The sequence below is a fragment of the Variovorax sp. dw_308 genome (assembly GCF_019207085.1).
Lineage (GTDB): Bacteria > Pseudomonadota > Gammaproteobacteria > Burkholderiales > Burkholderiaceae_C > Variovorax.
On the sequence record NZ_JAATOM010000016.1, the window covers coordinates 23246 to 40224 of the forward strand.

A 16979-nucleotide genomic window follows, 5' to 3' on the forward strand; every position below is an offset into this window, starting at 1 on the left:
GTGCGCGCACCCTGCGTGCAGAGGGGTTCCGGAATGTTGAATCGCAGACAGTTTTCCATGGCGGCAGCCGGCGCGGCAGCGTTGGGCAATTTCCAGATCGCGCGGGCGCAGGGCGAGACGCCGATCCTGCTGGGCCAGTCGGCGCCGTTCACCGGCCCGGCGGCGCAACTGGGCATCCAGTTCTACCAGGGCGCCAAGCTGTACCTGGACATCTACAACGCCCAGCCGGGCCGCGACGTGGAGTTGCGCTTCCTGGACGACGGCTACGAGCCCGATCGCACGGCGGCCAACACGCGCAAGCTGATCGAGGACGACGTGTTCGCGCTGTTCGGCTACATCGGCACGCCGACCAGCCTGGCCGCGCTGCCGATGGCGGTGAAGGACAAGGTGCCGTTCATCGCGCCGTTCACCGGCGCAATGGCCTTGCGCGAGCCTTTCCAGAAGAACGTGTTCCACCTGCGCGCGTCGTACAACGACGAGACGGCGCTGATCGTGCGGCAGCTGACGTACCTGGGCTTGAAGAAGATCGCGGTGTTCTACCAAAACGACGCGTACGGCAAGGCGGGGCTCGATGGCGTCACGCTGGCGCTGGGGCAGCAGGAGTTGAAGCCGCTGGCGCTGGGAACGGTGGAACGCAATTCGGTGGAGGTGGCCGCGGCCGTGAAGAATATCGTCGCGGCACAGCCCGATGCGATCGTGCAGATCGGCGCGTACAAGGCGTGTGCGGCGTTCATCCGGCAAGCGCGCAAGGCGGGTTATGGCGGCACGTTCTTCAACGTGTCGTTCGTGGGCACGCAGGCCTTGGCGGACGAGTTGGGCAAGGAAGGTGCGGGCGTGGTGGTGTCGCAGGTGGTGCCCTCCCCGTACAACCCGGCCAACGGGATCACGCGCGAGTTCACCGAGGCGGTGCGCAAGAGCGGCGGCAACACCAAGGCCAACTTCTCGAGCATGGAAGGCTACCTGGCAGCAAAGGTGCTGACGGAGGGCCTGAAGCGCAGCAGCGGCAAGCCGACGCGCGAGAGCCTGATCGCCGGGCTGGAAGCGATCGACAAGCAGCAGTTCGGTGGGTTCGACGTGTCGTTTTCGTCGAAGAACCATGTGGCTTCGAAGTTTGTCGAGCTGTCGATGATTACGGGGGATGGGCGGGTTCGGACCTGATTGGGTTCGGCTCGGGTTCGCTTCAGTCCCATTCCCTCTGCGGAGAGCGCCCGGCACGCGGTACGGGCCGGCCGACCCTACCGCGGCGGCCGCTTCGCGGCTCCCTTGCGGTGCTCGCTTTGGGCGGGGTCCACATGAACTCGCTTCGCTCAGACAGCATGTGGCCCTGATCCGCCCAAAGCTGCGCTCCTCAGCGCCGCAGAAGGGATCGACCAACCCGTACCGCGTACCGGGCTTTGGGGCGATCGAGAGCCTCGTACTCTTGGGAGGCTGCTGCCCTCACCCCAGCCCTCTCCCCGAGGGGAGAGGGAGGAAGATGGATGCACCACGAGCGTGTCCACGGCGGCGGGTGGTATGCGGTGCGGGGTGGGTGACCCTTCTGCGCCGCCGAGCAGCGCAGCGTTTGGCGGATCAGGGCCACATGCTGTTTGAGCGAAGCGAGTTCATGTGGACCCCGCCAAACGCGAGCAGCGCAGGGGAGTCGCGCAGCGACCGGCGCAGTAGGGTCGCACGCGCCGTACCGCATGCCGCCCGACGACGCGCCCCGGCCACAAACCCAGCCGCAAACCAAGCCGCGACCAAACAGCAACCAACCCGCTCCTAGGCAAACAGGCACGACTGCCGAATCAGCTGCGAACGACGCAGTTCAACCGCCCGCCGTCAACCCATCCACCGCCTGGAACATCGCCTGCCGCGCCTGGCTGATGACCTGCCCCTTCCACGCGTCCGTGTCGGTATAGAACGCTTCCATCATCCGCGCACGGATCGCGTCGGCCAGGTCCGGCGCCGCCTTCGGATGGGCGTGCAGCCAATGGTCCGCGCGCAACGCGCCCATGACGTCGAGCAACGGCAAGGTGCCGTACTCCAGCGCGATCGAGGTGAACTCCGCCTGCGGACACTCCTCGTAGACCGCGTTCATCATCAGGCCGGTCAGCAGGGCCGAGGCCGATGAGCCGTCGTAGATCGAGGTGACCGGCGCCTTGTCCGTGCCCCACCAGGCATTGGCGCGGGCGTAGGCGACCTTGTCGTCGCGGCAGGCAAAGATGCGCTCGCCGATGCCGTTCGGACCCAGGCCCGTGTGCAGGTCGATCCAGGCGATCTTGCGGGCCTCCTGCGCTTGCGAACGCAGCACCTGGCGGAAGGTGGCGTTGCTCCAGGTCGGCGCCTTGCCGCCGAAGAACAAGCCATCGTCGAACTGGTGCTGGCCACCGCTGATGGCAAGTTGGTAGGCCGGAATGCCGTGCTTCTCGATCCATGCGCCGATCTCGGCCTGGTTCTTCGGCGTAGGCGGCCATTCGGCGGGCAATAACAGCGGATGCAGCCTGGCATAGCCCGCGTTCACCGGCAGCGCCTGGCTGAAGTCGACGAAATTGCGGTTCAGGTCCACGTTCTCGTGCGTGACACGCCGGCCGTGCGCGAAGCCATGGGGATTGAGCGCATGCAGGTACAACACCGCCACGCCAGCCTTGCCGGCCTTCTCGCGCCATTCGGCGTCATGCAGCGCAAAGTTCTGCACACCGCTGCCGCAATGGCCTTCGACACCGTGGCAGGCGCTGCTGACGATCAGCAAGTGCTTCGCGTCGGGAGAACCGTCGAGCGCCACATCCATCGACAGGTCCTCGCCGTTGCGGCCCTTGAGGGGATGCGGATGCGCATCGACCTTGAGGCCCGCGGCAACGCAGCCTTGCAGGAACTTGCGGCGGGCTTCGGCGTAGCTGGGCGAAAAGGCCTCGACCACTCCAATCACGCTGCACCACCAGGCTTCAGGAACTGCTCAGCCAGGCTCACCCAGCAGGTCGCGCCGAGCGGGATCAGGTCGTCGTTGAAGTCATAGCTCGCGTTGTGCAGCGTGCACGGGCCGCCGCCGTGGTGCATGGCGCGGTGCGAACCGTCGCCGTTGCCGATGAAGGCATAGGCGCCGGGCTTGGCCTGCAGCATGAAGGAGAAATCCTCGGCGGTCATGGCCGGGTCTTGCGGCAGCACGTTGTCCTCGCCGACGATGCCGGCCATCACGCGGCGCGCGAAGTCGGCCTCGGCCGCCGTGTTGATGGTGGGCGGGTAGTTGCGCACGAACTCGAACTCGCATTCCGCGTTGTGCACCGCGCACAGGCCCTCCGCGATCTGCTTCATGCGCGACTCGATCAGGTCCAGCACCTCGAGCGTGAAGGTGCGCACCGTGCCGCGCAGTTCGACGTTGTTCGGGATGACGTTGACCGCTTCGCCCGCGTGGAACATCGTCACCGAGACGACGCCCGCATCGGTCGGCTTCTTGTTGCGCGTGAGGATGGTCTGGAAGGCCTGCACCATCTCGCAGCCGATCGGCACCGGGTCGATGCCGGTATGCGGCAGCGCCGCGTGGCCGCCCTTGCCGCGGATGACGATGCGAAACTCGTTGCTCGACGCCATGCACGGGCCGGGGCTCACGGCAAACTGGCCGGCCTTCATGCCGGGCCAGTTGTGCATGCCGAACACGGCCTCCATCGGAAACTGCTCGAACAGGCCTTCCTTGATCATCTCGCGCGCGCCGCCGCCACCCTCTTCCGCGGGCTGGAAGATCAGGTAGACGGTGCCGTCGAAGTTGCGGTTCTTCGCCAGGTGCTGCGCGGCGGCGAGCAGCATGGCGGTGTGGCCGTCGTGGCCGCAGGCGTGCATCTTGCCGTGGTGCTTGCTGGCATGTTCGAAGGTGTTGAGCTCGGTCACGGGCAGCGCGTCCATGTCGGCGCGCAGGCCGACGGCGCGGTCGCTGGTGCCGTTCTTCACGATGCCGATGACGCCGGTGGTGCCGAGGCCGCGATGGATCGGGATGCCCCATTCGGTGAGCTTGGCCGCGACCACGTCGGCCGTACGCACCTCCTGGAAGCACAGTTCGGGATGGGCATGCAGGTCGCGTCGGACCGCGGCAATGCCGGCCGCCTGGGTGACGAGGGAATCGATGAGTTTCATGGTGAGGACGAGTCTAGGCTTTGCGGCGATTGCTCGCAAAGCCCCTGCCTCGAACCCCCGCAGGAACTCAGCGGCCCATGTCCTTCAGCCATGCCGCGCGCGCCGCCAGCGCGGTGTCGGTGAAGTCGGTGAACAGGCCGTCGACGCCAAGCCGGTAGTACGCGAGGTACTCGTTCTTCGGGTCGCCCTTGTAGTCGCTGGCCAGGCGCCGGCTCTCGTTGCGGAAAGTGAAGGGGTGCACGAACAGGCCGGCCTTGTGCGCGTCGGCCACCAGGGTGGTCGGCGCCATCGACGTCGAATCGGCATCGTTGAGCTTGCCGTCGCCGTTGATGTCGACCTGCTTGCCGTCCGCGCCTATGGTGCCGCGGGTGCTGATGATGTAGCGCTTCCACGGGCCGATGCCGTCGGCGTAGGTGGCGATCTCGGCCAGGCCGGCCGGCGTCACCATCACGTCGAAGTTGCGCTTGTCGCCGGCCTTGGTCCATTCATAGGGGCGCTCCACCGGCACGGCGTAGGTCATCGCGCCGGTCCTGGGGTCGATGCCGTCGCCGTCGATGAGCTGGATCAGCTTCGTCTTCAGACCCTTGCTCTTCATGTACTTGAGGCTGCCGGGCTCGAAGGACTGCACGAACACCGGCGCCGACTTGCTGTTGAGGCCGGCCTTGTCGAGCATGGCAATGAGCTTGTCCTCCATCGGCAGGCCCATGTCGCGGAACCAGGTGGGGTTCTTGGTCTCGGGGTAGATGGCGATGGGGCGGCCGGTTTCCTTCTGCCTGGCGGCCGCCAGGTCGAGGATATCCTGGAAGGTCGGAATCTTGTAGAGGCCATTGAACTGCTGCGGGCGCTCGGGGTCGGTGGAGATTGCACCGAGCGTCTTGATCTCGGCCAGCGTGAAGTCCTGGCTGAACCAGCCGGTCTGCGTTTCGCCATCGACCTGCATCGTCCTCTTGCGCGAGGCGAACTCCGGCTTCGTGGCCACGTTGGTGTTCAGCGCGAGGTTCGGATCGTGACGCGTGATCAGCACGCCGTCCTTCGTCGAGATCAGGTCCATCTCGATCACGTCGGCGCCGAGTTCGATGGCGCGCGTGTAGCCCTCGATGGTTTCCTCCGGGATGTAGCCGGAGGCGCCGCGGTGCGCCACCACCAGCGGCGGGCGACCGTCGAGCGTGGGCAAGGGTCGCTGGCCGGTGCCGCCCATGGTGCAGGCGCCCAGCGCAGCAAGCGCCGCGGCGGACAAGCTCATGGATACCGCGCGTGCGGCGGGGAATGGGGAAAGGATCGCGTGCATGGTTTTCTCCTTCTCTCGCTGTTGAGTGGATCTCCAGCCTACCCGGCTCGTGTGTCAGCACTTGTCACAACGCACCTGTTGCGTGGGTTTTCATGTTGCATCTCCACCGCATGGGGGATGACATGGCACATGGACGACATTGAATTCGAGAACGAACTCACACGCGGCTGCCGGGCGTTCCAGGCGAGCGCCGAAGCGCCCCCACATCCGTGAGAATGAACCCATGCCCACGCCACACGTCCTCTCCAGCCGCAGCCTGCACATCGCGCAAACCCTGGTGCGGATGAACACCGTCAGCAGCAGGAGCAATCTCGAACTGATCGACTTCATTCGCGACCACCTGGCCGGCATCGGCGTGCGCAGCCGCATCACCCGCAATGCCGACCGCAGCAAGGCCAACCTGTTCGCCACGCTGGGCGCGGGCAAGCCGGCCGGCGTGATCATCTCGGGCCACACCGACACGGTGCCCTGGGACGGACAGGACTGGAGCGTAGATCCGCTCTCGGGCATCGTGCAGGCATGGCCCGAAGGCGTGGCCGAGGATGGCGAGGTGCAGCACACGGTGCCGCGCCTGTATGGCCGCGGCGCGGCCGACATGAAGAGCTTCATCGCCATCGCGCTGGCCAATGCCGAGCGCTTCGTCGAAAGCAACTCGCCGTTCGCGGTGCACTTCGCCTTCAGCTATGACGAGGAGGTCGGCTGCTTCGGCGTGAAGGAATTGATCGCCGACATGAAAGAGGCCGGCATCAAGCCGCTGGCCTGCATCATCGGCGAGCCCACCGGGATGGTGCCCGCGATCGCGCACAAGGGTGTGTACCGCTACAAGTGCTGCGTGCGCGGCAAGGAAGCGCACTCCTCGCTCACGCCGAACTCGGTCAACGCGATCGAGATGGGCGCCCGCGTGATCGGCAAGCTGGGCGACATGGCCGAAGGCTTCGAACTGCACGAGCCGCGCTACGAAGGCTTCGACGTGCCCTACAGCACCGCGAGCGTCGGCCAGTTCCATGGCGGCATCGCCGACAACGTGGTGCCGCGCGACGCCGAGTTCCGCTACGAGTTCCGCAATCTGCCGACGGCGGATGCGCAGGAGATGCAGAAAGAGGTGCTCGCCTTTGCCGCGAAGACCGAGCTGGCAATGAAGAAGGTCGCGCCGGAGGCCGGCTTCAGCTTCGAGACGATCTGCGAAGTGCCCAGCTTCATGGGCTCGGCCAACGACCCGGTCACGCGCCTGGCGCAACGGCTGTCGGGCGAATCGCGCGTGACGCAGATCGCCTTCGGCACCGAGGCCGGGCTCTTCAAGAGCGCCGGCATCCCGACGGTGGTGTGCGGCCCCGGCAGCATCCACCAGGCGCACCAGCCCGACGAGTTCGTGACGCTGGACCAGTTGGCTCGCTGCGAGGAGTTCCTGCGCGGCCTGGCGACCACCAAGGCGATCGGGTGAGTGCAAAGTGGTTCTGCCTCCGGTGACATGAAGCGCGTCGCGCTGGCCCTGCTGTGCGGCGCGGCGCTGCTCTATGCGCTGTCCAGCGTGATGGGTGCGCGCTACCCTGGTGCGGCAGGGGGCGCGTGGGGCTACGTCGCGGCATTCTCCGAAGCGGCCATGGTGGGCGCCATTGCCGACTGGTTTGCGGTGGTCGCGCTGTTCCGCCATCCGCTCGGCCTGCCGATACCGCACACGGCCATCATCCCCAGCAACAAGGATCGCATCGGCGCCAAGCTGGCCGGCTTCATCTGCAACAACTTCCTCGGCACGGAGCAGGTGCTGGTAAAGCTGCGCGAGTTCGACGCCGCGGGCCGGCTGGCCGACTGGCTGGCGCGGCCGGCCAGCGCGGACAAGCTCGGCGAATGGGGCGTGCTGGCCGCACGCTACGGGCTGTCCGCCTTCGATGACGCGCGGGTGCGCGACTTCCTCGGCAACATCGCCAAGGCGGGCATTGCCCAACTCGACATCGCCCGTGCCGCCGGGCAAGCCCTCGAAGCTCTGACCGCTGGCGGCCGCCACCAGACCCTGCTGAACGACGCCCTGGCCCAGATCTCCGAACTGCTCGAAGGCGAGACCGCGCAGGCGCAGATCACCGAGGCCATTGCGCGCGAGGTCAAGTCGTTGCGCTTCGTCGGTCTGGACCAGGTCGCCGCGCGGCTTGGCACGAAGAAGGTGGTGTCCGCCGTCGCCAGGAGCCTGGCCGAGATCGCGGCCGAGCCGGACCACCCTTTGCGCGCGCGCTTCGACGGCGCCATGGCCAGCTTCATTGCCCGGCTGCAGCACGATCCCGCGTTCCACGAGCGGGGGGAGGAAATCCGCGCCGAGCTCATGGCGCACCCTGCCCTCGGCGAGTACCTGCACGGCCTGTGGGACGAGTTGCTCGGCTGGCTGCGCGAAGACCTCGGCCGCGCCGACTCCATCATCGGCCAGCGGATTGCCGCACTGACCTCGGCGCTCGGCACACGCCTGCAGTCCGACACGGAGATCCGGAAGTGGATCAACGAACAGATCGAAGCCGCCGCGCCGCTGGCCATCGAGCGCTACCGCGAAGACATCCGCCGCTACATCATCGAGCGCGTCGGCCAATGGAACGCCCACGAGATGACCCGCGAACTGGAACAGCACATCGGCCGCGACCTGCAGTTCATCCGCGTCAACGGCACGCTGGTCGGCGGGCTCGTGGGGCTGGTCATCCATGCAGTGACGCACTGGGTGCGCGGCTGAAGAAGGTGTGAATCTTTCTACTGCGGCCACCGATCTCGGCCCTGCGCTGCTCGCCGTACAGGTGTACGGCTGCGCTGCGCGAACCGGCCTCCTGGCAGGCGCCCTCGCTACGAAATCTTCACACCTTCTCACCCGGCCCGATCAAGCAGTACTTTCGACCTGATTGCGCACGACAAGATACATGTGTATCTTTATGTGTCCGAGAAAGGCTGTTCGATGGACCTGGATTTTCATGTTCAGAAGATTGACGCGCTCACGCCCCGAGCCGCCAAGATCGCCCTGCGAATGCTGGATGGCGACCCGCGCATCCCGACCGAATGGGTCGTGACCCTGCGCCCAGCCCTGGTCGGCCGCAGCACGGAATCGGAGGGGTTCAGGAGCACCGACTGGATGACGATGGCCGCCATCGAGAAGCCAGCGATCCGGCGCTTCGCCGAGTTCTTCGAAAGCCGCGAGCAGCGCCACGCCCGCCTCTGGGTCATGAGCTTGCGCAAGGCATCGCAGCAACTGAACGACCAATCCGCTGTCGACACGGCCAACGGTTCGCTGGCGGGCTGAGCGGGTTTTGGCGAGCCCGAGGGAAGCCGGCAGCGCCTCGACGCCTTAGCATTCACTCTCGGCAACCGTTGCCGAGGGAGAACAAATGCCAAGCGCCACCGCCGCGAGCACCGTGCAGGCCCAACTGGACGCCTACAACGCCAAAGACCTTGAAGCGCTGCTTCACACGTATGCGCCCGACGCCGGGCAATTCACCTTGCATGGCGAGTGCCTGGCGCGTGGACACGAAGAGATGCGCCCGCGCTTCGCCGCACGGCTATCGGAGACTGACCTTCATGCCAGCCTGATATCGAGAATCGTGATGGGCAATCTCGTCACGGACCATGAACGGGTGACCCGCAACTTCCCGGAAGGCCGCGGCACGGTCGAGATGTTGTGCATCTACGAGGTCGCGGACGGTCGCATCCAGCGCGCTACCTTCGCCATGGGCGAGCAAAGGATCGAGTCGGCGCAAGACGGCTGACCGTCAGTTCGCCAGCATCCGCTCCTGCGCAATCACCAGCAGCCCATCCATGATCAGGCTCTCGACCAGTTCGAACGGCGACACCATCGACGGCGCCATCTTCCAGCCAGCCCCGCCGGCCATGTAGCGCACCGGCTCCGCGCCGCAGTGCTTGCGCACATGCTCCACCATGCGCTCGACGGCGCCGGCAATCGCGTAGGTGCCGCCGCTGGTGAGTGCATCGCTCGTGTTGGTGGGGAAATCGGTGACTTCACCGGTCGGCACGTGCAGCCCCGCCGTGCCCGACTCCAGCGCCTTCAGCATGATCCCGTGCCCCGGCAGGATCAGCCCGCCCAGGAACTTGCCGTTGGTGTCGATGGCCTCCACCGTGACGGCCGTGCCGATCAGCACCACCACCATCGGCCGGGCCGGGCCTTCCGCCAGCATGCGATGCCGCGCGCCGATCATCGCCACCCAGCGGTCGGCGCCGAGGCGCGTCGGATGGTCGTAGCCATTGATGATCCCGGCCTCGGCCGAGCTCGACACCACCCAGCGGGCGGCGCAGTCGAAGCGCTCGTGGACCTGCTCCTCGGCGCGGCGCCGCAACTGGTCGCCGGCCACCACGCAACCCAGCATCGAGGCCGGCTCGGGCAAGTCGGCCCAGGCGCCTTCGGCAAGGCTTTCGATGTGGTCCAGGAACTCGGCCCCGTGCCCGAGCAGGTTGGCGCCGGGACGCGGCGCATCGTACATGGCCCACTTGAGGCGCGTGTTGCCGATGTCGATGGCGAGGAATGTCATGCGCGGCATTATGCTGAGCCCTTTTGATTCACACAGGGACACAAGCGATGCGAAGCGTGATCATCGAGAAGTTCGGCAACCCCAGCGAGGTGCTGACACTGGGCGAGCGTCCCCTGGCCGAGCCCGGCCCCGGCCAGGTTCGCGTGCGCATGACCATGTCGCCGATCCACAACCACGACCTGGCGATTGTGCGCGGTGTGTACGGCTACAAGCCGCCGCTGCCAGCCACGCCGGGCACGGAGGCTGTCGGCATCGTCGATGCGCTCGGCGAGGGCGTCGGCTCACCGGCCAAGGGCCAGCGCGTGATGATGGCCGGCGCCACGGCGACCTGGGCCGAGTACTTCCTGGCGCCCGCGGCCAAGCTCATCCCCGTGCCCGACGCCCTGCCCGACGAGGCAGCTTGCCAGCTCATCGCGATGCCGCTGAGCGCCGCAATGCTGCTGGAAGACCTGCAGTTGAAGCCCGGCGAATGGATGGTGCAGAACACGGCCAACGGCGCGGTCGGCAAGACCGTCGCGGGGCTGGCCCAGGCGCGCGGCATCCATGTCGTGAACCTGGTGCGGCGCGACGCGGGCATCGCCGAACTGCAAGCACTCGGCATTGCCAATGCCGTCTCCACCGAGCAACCCGGCTGGCAGGAGCGCGTCAAGGCAATCACCGGCGATGCGCCGATCCTGCGCGCGGTCGATTCAATCGGCGGCGATGCGGCGAACCAGATCGCCGGGATCATGGCGGTTGGCGGCACGCTGGTGTCCTTCGGCGCGATGTCGGGCAAGCCGCTGGTCATCGGCGCGGACAACCTGATCTTCAAGCAGGCCACGGTCAAGGGCTTCTGGGGCGCAAAGCGCAGCGAAAGCACGCCGCCCGCCGAACTGGCGAGGCTGATTGGCGAGTTGATGAAGGCCGTGGCGACCGGCGCCCTGAAATTGCCGGTGGAAGCTGCCTTCGACATTGCGCGGGCTGCCGAGGCCGCCGCCGCGAGCGATGTGCCGGGCCGCGCCGGGAAGATCGTGCTCACCGCGGGCTGAAGCCGGCCTCGGACTGCTTCGAGTCCGCCGCGAGGGCGCGCCCCGCTTGAGATGGGCGCCGGGCCGCAGACCGCCCCGGCAGGGGATTCACGGCCCGCTGAAGACCGGCCAAGCGCCTGCTCAGTTCTGCTTTCACGGCAGGCCGCGCAAGCTCAGAAGGTGTGAAGATTTCGTAGCGAGGGCGTCGAGGTCGGGCCGAGGACCGGAGCCGTACTCCAGTACGGTGAGGACCGCAGGCCCGAGATCGGCGTCCGCAGTAGAAAGATTCACACCTTCTTCAGTTCTGCTTCCACGGCAGGCCACGGAAGCGCCAGCCGCCGACGTGCCCGCGCTGGCCATGCTCGTCGGGATTGCCCTCGAAGCCTTCGAGGATGTTGTACGCCTCGATGCCCAGTTCGGTCGCGCGCTTCGCTGCGGAAATGGAACGCACGCCGCTGCGGCACAGCATGACGGCCTTGCGCCCCTGCGGCACGCCGGCTCGGAGGCCTTCGTCGAAATCCGCGTTCGGCACCATGCCGGGCCATTGCTTCCAGGCCAGGCCCAGGCTGCCGGGCACATAGCCCACCCATTCGCGCTCGGCGTCGCTGCGGACGTCCACCAATACGGCTTCCCCGCTGGCCACCCATTGGGCGGCCAGCATGGGGCTGATGTCGCCCGCGTAGCCTGTCGCGGGCCGGACGTCGCCCAGGGGCGTGGAATTTGCACTTGAAGGAGAGGTCGGGGCAGTCATGCACAAATTTTGCCACTCGCCGGCAAATTGTGATTCGACAAAAAACCATCCACTTAACATCCGTTCGCCATCCATATGGATGGTGTACGATGCGTCCATGCCTTCTTCCAGCCTTTCCACGCAACTCCGCGCCAAGCCGCCCTCCGAATCCGAAAAGATCACCATCAACCTCGGCTACATCGACTTGGGCCAGGTCGACCTGCTGGTGGCCGAGGGCTTCTATTCGAATCGCAGCGACTTCATCCGCACCGCCATCCGCAACCAGCTCACCACCCACGGTGATGCGGTCAAGCAGGTGGTGGCGCGCAAGACGCTGGTGCTGGGGCTGCAGAACTTTGGCGTGGCGGAACTCGAGGCGGCGCGCGCGGCCGGCCAGAAGCTCGACATTCGCGTGCTGGGCCTGGCGAGCATCGCGCCCGACGTGTCGGTCGAACTCGCGCTGGCCACCATTCAATCCATCACCGTGCTCGGTGCGCTGCAGGCCAGTCCCGCCGTGAAGGCCGCTTTGGCCAGTCGAATCCACTGAACAAGGACCATTCCATGAACCCCGTACTCCAACGCCTGATGAACGAGGCCACGCGGCTCACTCGCAGTGGCAACCTGCAGGCGGCGACCGCGGCGATCCAGCGCGCGCTACACATCGGCAAGGCGCGCCCCGCCGCCGGGGAAACGACAACGCCGCCGCCGACACCCTCCGCGGCCGAAGGCGATGTCATCGAAGCCGAAGTCCGCGTGATCATCGACCCGCAGCCGTCAACCGCGTTCGCCCGTGCGGAGCCGGCCGAGGTCGTCCAGCCCGTCGAGATCAACGAGATCGACGAGATCGACGAACCGGTGATCGTCCGCGACATACCGGAGCCCGAGCAATGGACCGATGGCCACTTCGCGCATGACGGGCGCACCCTGGCCTACAAGCTCTACCTGCCGCCCCGCACGGCAGCCGCGGCGACCAAGCCGATGCCGCTGGTGCTGATGCTGCACGGCTGCACCCAGAACCCGGCCGATTTCGCAGCCGGCACGCGCATGAACGACCTGGCGCGTGCCCAGGGCTTCGCCGTCCTCTACCCGGCCCAGACGCAGCGGGAGAACGCGCAAGGCTGCTGGAACTGGTTCAAGACGCAGCACCAGCAACGCGGCCGCGGCGAGCCTGCATTGCTCGCCGCGCTGACGCAATCCGTGATGGCCGACCATGCCATCGACCCGGCGCGCGTCTATGTCGCGGGCTTGTCGGCCGGCGGCGCGATGGCGGACATCCTGGGTCGCCGCTATCCGGACATCTTCGCGGCGGTCGGCGTGCATTCGGGCCTGCCGATGGGCGCGGCGAGCGACCTGATGTCCGCGCTCGCCGCGATGCACGGCGGCGGCGCAGCGACGGCGCCCCATGAGGGCAAGGCGCTGCCCGTGATCGTGTTCCATGGCGACGCCGACGCCACCGTGAATGCGAGGAACGGCGCCGCCATCGTGGCTGCGGCGAGCGGCGGGTACAACGGCGCGGGTGCGGCACCGCAGGTCACGCAAGGCCAGTCCGCCGGCAACCAGCGATTCACCCGGACCACCCATGCCAGCGCCAATGGCCGGGCCTACATCGAGCACTGGCAGCTTCACGGGGCCGGCCACGCCTGGTCGGGCGGCAGCCGCAGCGGCAGCTTCACCGACCCGAGCGGCGTCGACGCCAGCGCCGAGATGCTGCGCTTCTTCCTGGCCCATCCCCGCCGCTGAGCACGGCACGCGCCCTACATCCTGTGACCCAAACCGCCGCAGGTTGACATTTCTTTGCGCGCCGGCGGCCAGCCGAATGCGATGCTGGCGCGTTGATCCATGACGCCGTGCTGACCGGCGTCCACTTCATGACCCTTTCTTACACATCTTTCCCTTCCCGAATGGCCCGCTGGCTGCTGGCCCTCGCCCTCGCCTGCACCGGCCTCCACGCCATGGCGCAGGAAGATCCGCCCGGCCGGGTGGCCCGCCTCAATGCGCAGCAGGGCGCCGTGAGCTTCTCCCCGGCTGGCGACGATTCCTGGTACGACGTCATTCCCAACCGGCCGCTGACCACCGGCGACCGGCTCTGGGCGGACCGCAATTCCCGCGCCGAACTGTTCGTGGGCTCCGCGGCGCTTCGGCTCGACGGCAACACCGCCGTCGAGTTCACCGAGGTCACAGACCAGGCCATCCGCATCACCATCCAGCAAGGCACCGCCCAGCTTCGGGTGCGCGACGACCTGAGCGGGCAGCAGGTCGAGCTCGACACCGGGAATCTCGCCTTCGTCATCCAGCAACCGGGCGACTACCGCGTGCAGGTCGATCCGCAAGCCGACCTCACGCAGGTCATGGTGGCCAGCGGCGCTGGCGTGGCCTACGGCGAGAACGGCGAATCGACGAGCGTGTCGGCGCGCCAGCAGATCATCGTAAACGGCCGCAACCTGGCCAATGCCGGCACCGGGCCGATGCCGCTCGACGACGGATTCGAGCGCTGGGTCGCCGAACGCAGCCGGGCCGAGGACGCGTCGATTTCGGCACGCTACGTGTCGCGCGAGACCGTCGGCTACCAGCAGCTCGACAGCTTCGGCGACTGGCAGAACGACAGCGACTTCGGCCCCGTCTGGTATCCGCGCAACGTCGCCGCCGACTGGGCGCCCTACAGCGATGGCTACTGGGTGAGCGTCGCGCCCTGGGGCTGGACCTGGGTCGACAACGCGCCGTGGGGCTTCGCGCCGTTCCACTACGGGCGCTGGGCGCAGGTCGGCACGCGTTGGGGCTGGGTGCCGGGGCGGCAGCAGTCGCGGCCGGTGTATTCGCCGGCGCTGGTCGGCTTCGTCGGCGGCGGGCGAGGCGGCACGGCGCAGGTTCCCATCGGCGGCGGACGCAACGGCATCGGCTGGTTCCCGCTGGCGCCCGGGGAGGCCTGGCGGCCCGGCTACCAGGCCAGCCAGCGCTATGTGGAGCAGGCCAATCGCATGGCGCTCTACAACCGGGCGCAGCAACGCAGCGACTTCTATGCCAACCAGCGCCAGCAGGCCGTGACCGTGGTGCCGAGTGATGTGTTCGGCCGCGGCCCGATCGCCCGCCGCGACCACATCCGCATGCCGGAGGCCGCGTTCGCCGGGGTGCCGGTGGCCAATGCGCCGGGCGTGGCACCACCGCCCCAGCATTTCGCACCGGGCATCGGCAGCGCGCCTTCAGGCTTCATGGGCCGCCCCGTTGCCGCCATCCCACCGCCGCAATGGCAGCAACGGGATCGGCAGCAACAACAGTCCGGCTACCGTCCGCCGCAGGAATGGCGCCAGCCGCAGGCGTTCCAACAACAACAACAACAGCTGGGCCAAGCGCCGCAGCGCGGCCTCGCCGGCCCGGCACCACAGCAGTTGCAACAACAGCAAGTGCAGCAGCAGCAGATGCAAGCCCAGCAGCAATTGCAGTTGCAGCAATACCAGCAGGCCGTGCAACAGCAGCAAGCGGTCCGCCAGCAACAGGAGTTGCAGCAGCGCGCGAGCCAGAACCAGGCGGTGCAACAGCAACAACTCCAGGTGCAGCAACAGCAGCAGCAACAACAGGCGCTGCGCCAGCAGCAGGAGATGCAGCAACGCGCCGTGCAGGCGCAAGCGCAGCAACAGGCCCTGGCGCAGCAGCAGGCGATCGCCCAGCATCAGGCATTGGCCCAGCAGCAGGCGCAAGCCATGCAGCAGCAACAGCAGGCGATGCAGCAGCGCGCCCAGCAGATGCAACAGCAGCAGGCCGCGCAACAGCAACAACACCAGCAACAGCAGCGGTCGCCGCAGGGCCTGCCCGGTGAAATACGGGATGGGTCGCGGCAGCGCCGCTTGCCGGGCCAGTCCGGCGGCGACGGTCCCTGAAGGTGCGCGACGGCAAGCCCCGCTGCCGGCTACAGTCGGCAGCGGAGGTTCCCGATGCGCACTTTTGACTTCGATCTCTTCGTGATCGGCGGCGGCAGCGGCGGTGTCCGCGCCGCCCGCATGGCGGCGGCCCGCGGCGCCCGCGTGGCGCTGGCCGAGGTGGCCGAACTCGGCGGCACCTGCGTCAACGTCGGCTGCATCCCCAAGAAGCTCTACAGCTATGCCGCCGGCTATGCAGAGGCATTCGAGGAGGCGCCCGGCTACGGCTGGAACGTGCCCAAGCCGAGCTTCGATTGGCAAACACTGAAGAAGCATCGCTCCACAGAGATCAAGCGCCTCAACAACACCTACCGCGCACTGCTGGACGGCCCCGGCGTCACCGTGCTGCCGGACTGGGCCACGCTGGTCGATGCGCACACGGTCGAGGTCGACGGCAAGCGCCACAGCGCGAAGAACATCATCATCGCCACCGGCGGCATGCCCTATGTGCCGCCGTTCGTCGGCCGCGAGCACGTGGTGGTGTCGGATGCGATGTTCGACCTGGAGCCCTTCCCCAAACGGCTGGTCGTGATCGGCGGCGGCTACATCGCGTGCGAGTTCGCATCGATCTTCAACGGCCTCGGCGCGCAGGTCACGCTGCTGCAACGCAAGACCCACATCCTCAGCGAATTCGACGAGGACGCGCGGGCCTTCCTTGCGGCCGAGATGAAGAAGGCCGGCATCGACATCCGCTTCAACACCCAGATCAGTTCGGTCAAGCGCGGCGCCGACGGGCTGGATGTGATGCTCGAACGCGGCATGCAATTGCAGGCCGACGTGGTGCTCGGCGCCACCGGCCGGGTGGCCAACACGCAGGGGCTGGGGCTGGAGAACGCCGGCGTGGCGCTGGACGACAAGGGCGCCATCGTGGTGGATGCGCAGTACCGCAGCTCGGTGCCGTCGATCTTCGCGCTGGGCGATGTGTCGACGCGCCTGCAGCTCACGCCGGTCGCGCTGGCCGAGGCCATGGTGGTGGTCGACGCGCTGTTCCCCGACCCGAAGCAGCCCGCCAGGTCGCGCCGCAAGGTCGACTACGAGTTCACGCCCACCGCCGTGTTCACGCACCCCAACGTCGGCACCTGCGGCTACACCGAGGCCGGTGCACGACAGAAGTTCGGCGAGGTCACGATCTACAACAGCGAGTTCAAGGCGCTGCGGCACACGCTGTCGGGCCGCCCCGAGCGCACGTTCATGAAGCTCATCGTCGAGAAGAAGACCGATCGCGTGGTCGGCATCCACATGGTCGGCGCCGAGGCCGGCGAGATCATCCAGGGCTTTGCCGTGGCGATGCGCGCCGGCGCAACCAAGGCCTGCTTCGACAGCACCATCGGCATCCATCCGACGGCGGCGGAAGAATTCGTGACCATGCGGGAGCCCTCGCCGGGGTAGGACGGCGCAGGCACTTTCGATGTCGGGGCAAACTATGCACAGACGCAA

15 protein-coding genes are annotated in these 16979 nt (G+C 67.3%); 10 read left to right on the forward strand and 5 right to left on the reverse strand.

From position 1 onward, the window contains the following. Positions 1 to 33: 33 nt before the first annotated feature. Positions 34 to 1158 (forward strand): ABC transporter substrate-binding protein, encoded by a 1125-nt coding sequence (locus HCU76_RS25185; RefSeq protein ID WP_218510936.1) that lies wholly within the window; start codon positions 34 to 36, stop codon positions 1156 to 1158. A gap of 646 nt (positions 1159 to 1804) precedes the next feature. On the opposite strand, the gene HCU76_RS25190 is transcribed toward HCU76_RS25185, so the two are convergent. The 3 genes from HCU76_RS25190 to HCU76_RS25200 form a co-directional block, all read right to left on the reverse strand. Next, a complete protein-coding gene (locus tag HCU76_RS25190; RefSeq protein ID WP_218510937.1) occupies positions 1805 to 2905 on the reverse strand; it encodes a M14 family metallopeptidase in 1101 nt (366 codons plus the stop codon). Further along, positions 2902 to 4101, reverse strand: coding sequence for a M20 aminoacylase family protein (locus HCU76_RS25195; RefSeq protein ID WP_218510938.1), 1200 nt, complete (start codon positions 4099 to 4101; stop codon positions 2902 to 2904). The genes HCU76_RS25190 and HCU76_RS25195 overlap by 4 nt, the downstream gene beginning before the upstream one ends. 67 nt (positions 4102 to 4168) lie before the next feature. Beyond that, positions 4169 to 5344 (reverse strand): glycerophosphodiester phosphodiesterase, encoded by a 1176-nt coding sequence (locus tag HCU76_RS25200; RefSeq protein WP_371319903.1) that lies wholly within the window; start codon positions 5342 to 5344, stop codon positions 4169 to 4171. Positions 5345 to 5612: 268 nt separating this feature from the next. On the opposite strand from HCU76_RS25200, the gene argE reads away from it, so the two are divergent. The 4 genes from argE to HCU76_RS25220 all read left to right on the forward strand — a co-directional run bounded on the left by argE (position 5613) and on the right by HCU76_RS25220 (position 9117). After that, positions 5613 to 6830: an acetylornithine deacetylase gene (gene argE / locus HCU76_RS25205; protein WP_218510940.1), complete on the forward strand. Its 1218-nt coding sequence runs from the start codon at positions 5613 to 5615 to the stop codon at positions 6828 to 6830. A 27-nt stretch (positions 6831 to 6857) separates the two neighbouring features. Next, positions 6858 to 8096: a DUF445 domain-containing protein gene (locus HCU76_RS25210; RefSeq protein WP_218510941.1), complete on the forward strand. Its 1239-nt coding sequence runs from the start codon at positions 6858 to 6860 to the stop codon at positions 8094 to 8096. Positions 8097 to 8312: 216 nt separating this feature from the next. Further along, positions 8313 to 8654: a hypothetical protein gene (locus tag HCU76_RS25215; protein ID WP_218510942.1), complete on the forward strand. Its 342-nt coding sequence runs from the start codon at positions 8313 to 8315 to the stop codon at positions 8652 to 8654. 112 nt (positions 8655 to 8766) lie between these two features. Continuing rightward, positions 8767 to 9117, forward strand: a complete 351-nt coding sequence (locus HCU76_RS25220) for a nuclear transport factor 2 family protein (RefSeq protein ID WP_371319899.1) — start codon at positions 8767 to 8769, stop codon at positions 9115 to 9117. Between the two features lie 3 nt (positions 9118 to 9120). On the opposite strand, the gene HCU76_RS25225 is transcribed toward HCU76_RS25220, so the two are convergent. Further along, positions 9121 to 9894, reverse strand: coding sequence for a type III pantothenate kinase (locus HCU76_RS25225; protein ID WP_218510944.1), 774 nt, complete (start codon positions 9892 to 9894; stop codon positions 9121 to 9123). A 47-nt stretch (positions 9895 to 9941) separates the two neighbouring features. Here HCU76_RS25225 and HCU76_RS25230 point away from each other — a divergent pair, with 47 nt between their 5' ends. After that, positions 9942 to 10922, forward strand: coding sequence for a zinc-binding dehydrogenase (locus tag HCU76_RS25230; protein WP_218510945.1), 981 nt, complete (start codon positions 9942 to 9944; stop codon positions 10920 to 10922). A gap of 277 nt (positions 10923 to 11199) precedes the next feature. On the opposite strand, the gene HCU76_RS25235 is transcribed toward HCU76_RS25230, so the two are convergent. Continuing rightward, positions 11200 to 11652 (reverse strand): rhodanese-like domain-containing protein, encoded by a 453-nt coding sequence (locus HCU76_RS25235; protein WP_213953287.1) that lies wholly within the window; start codon positions 11650 to 11652, stop codon positions 11200 to 11202. A gap of 97 nt (positions 11653 to 11749) precedes the next feature. Here HCU76_RS25235 and HCU76_RS25240 point away from each other — a divergent pair, with 97 nt between their 5' ends. The 4 genes from HCU76_RS25240 to gorA all read left to right on the forward strand — a co-directional run bounded on the left by HCU76_RS25240 (position 11750) and on the right by gorA (position 16931). Further along, on the forward strand, positions 11750 to 12178 hold the full coding sequence (locus tag HCU76_RS25240; RefSeq protein ID WP_218510946.1) for a CopG family transcriptional regulator: 429 nt from the start codon (positions 11750 to 11752) through the stop codon (positions 12176 to 12178). A 14-nt stretch (positions 12179 to 12192) separates the two neighbouring features. Then, positions 12193 to 13371: a PHB depolymerase family esterase gene (locus tag HCU76_RS25245; protein ID WP_218510947.1), complete on the forward strand. Its 1179-nt coding sequence runs from the start codon at positions 12193 to 12195 to the stop codon at positions 13369 to 13371. Positions 13372 to 13532: 161 nt separating this feature from the next. Next, on the forward strand, positions 13533 to 15503 hold the full coding sequence (locus tag HCU76_RS25250) for a DUF6600 domain-containing protein (RefSeq protein WP_256354427.1): 1971 nt from the start codon (positions 13533 to 13535) through the stop codon (positions 15501 to 15503). A gap of 54 nt (positions 15504 to 15557) precedes the next feature. Next, positions 15558 to 16931 carry a glutathione-disulfide reductase gene (gene gorA / locus HCU76_RS25255; protein ID WP_218510949.1) on the forward strand — a complete coding sequence of 458 codons (1374 nt, stop codon included), beginning with the start codon at positions 15558 to 15560 and terminating at the stop codon, positions 16929 to 16931. Positions 16932 to 16979 lie beyond the last annotated feature (48 nt).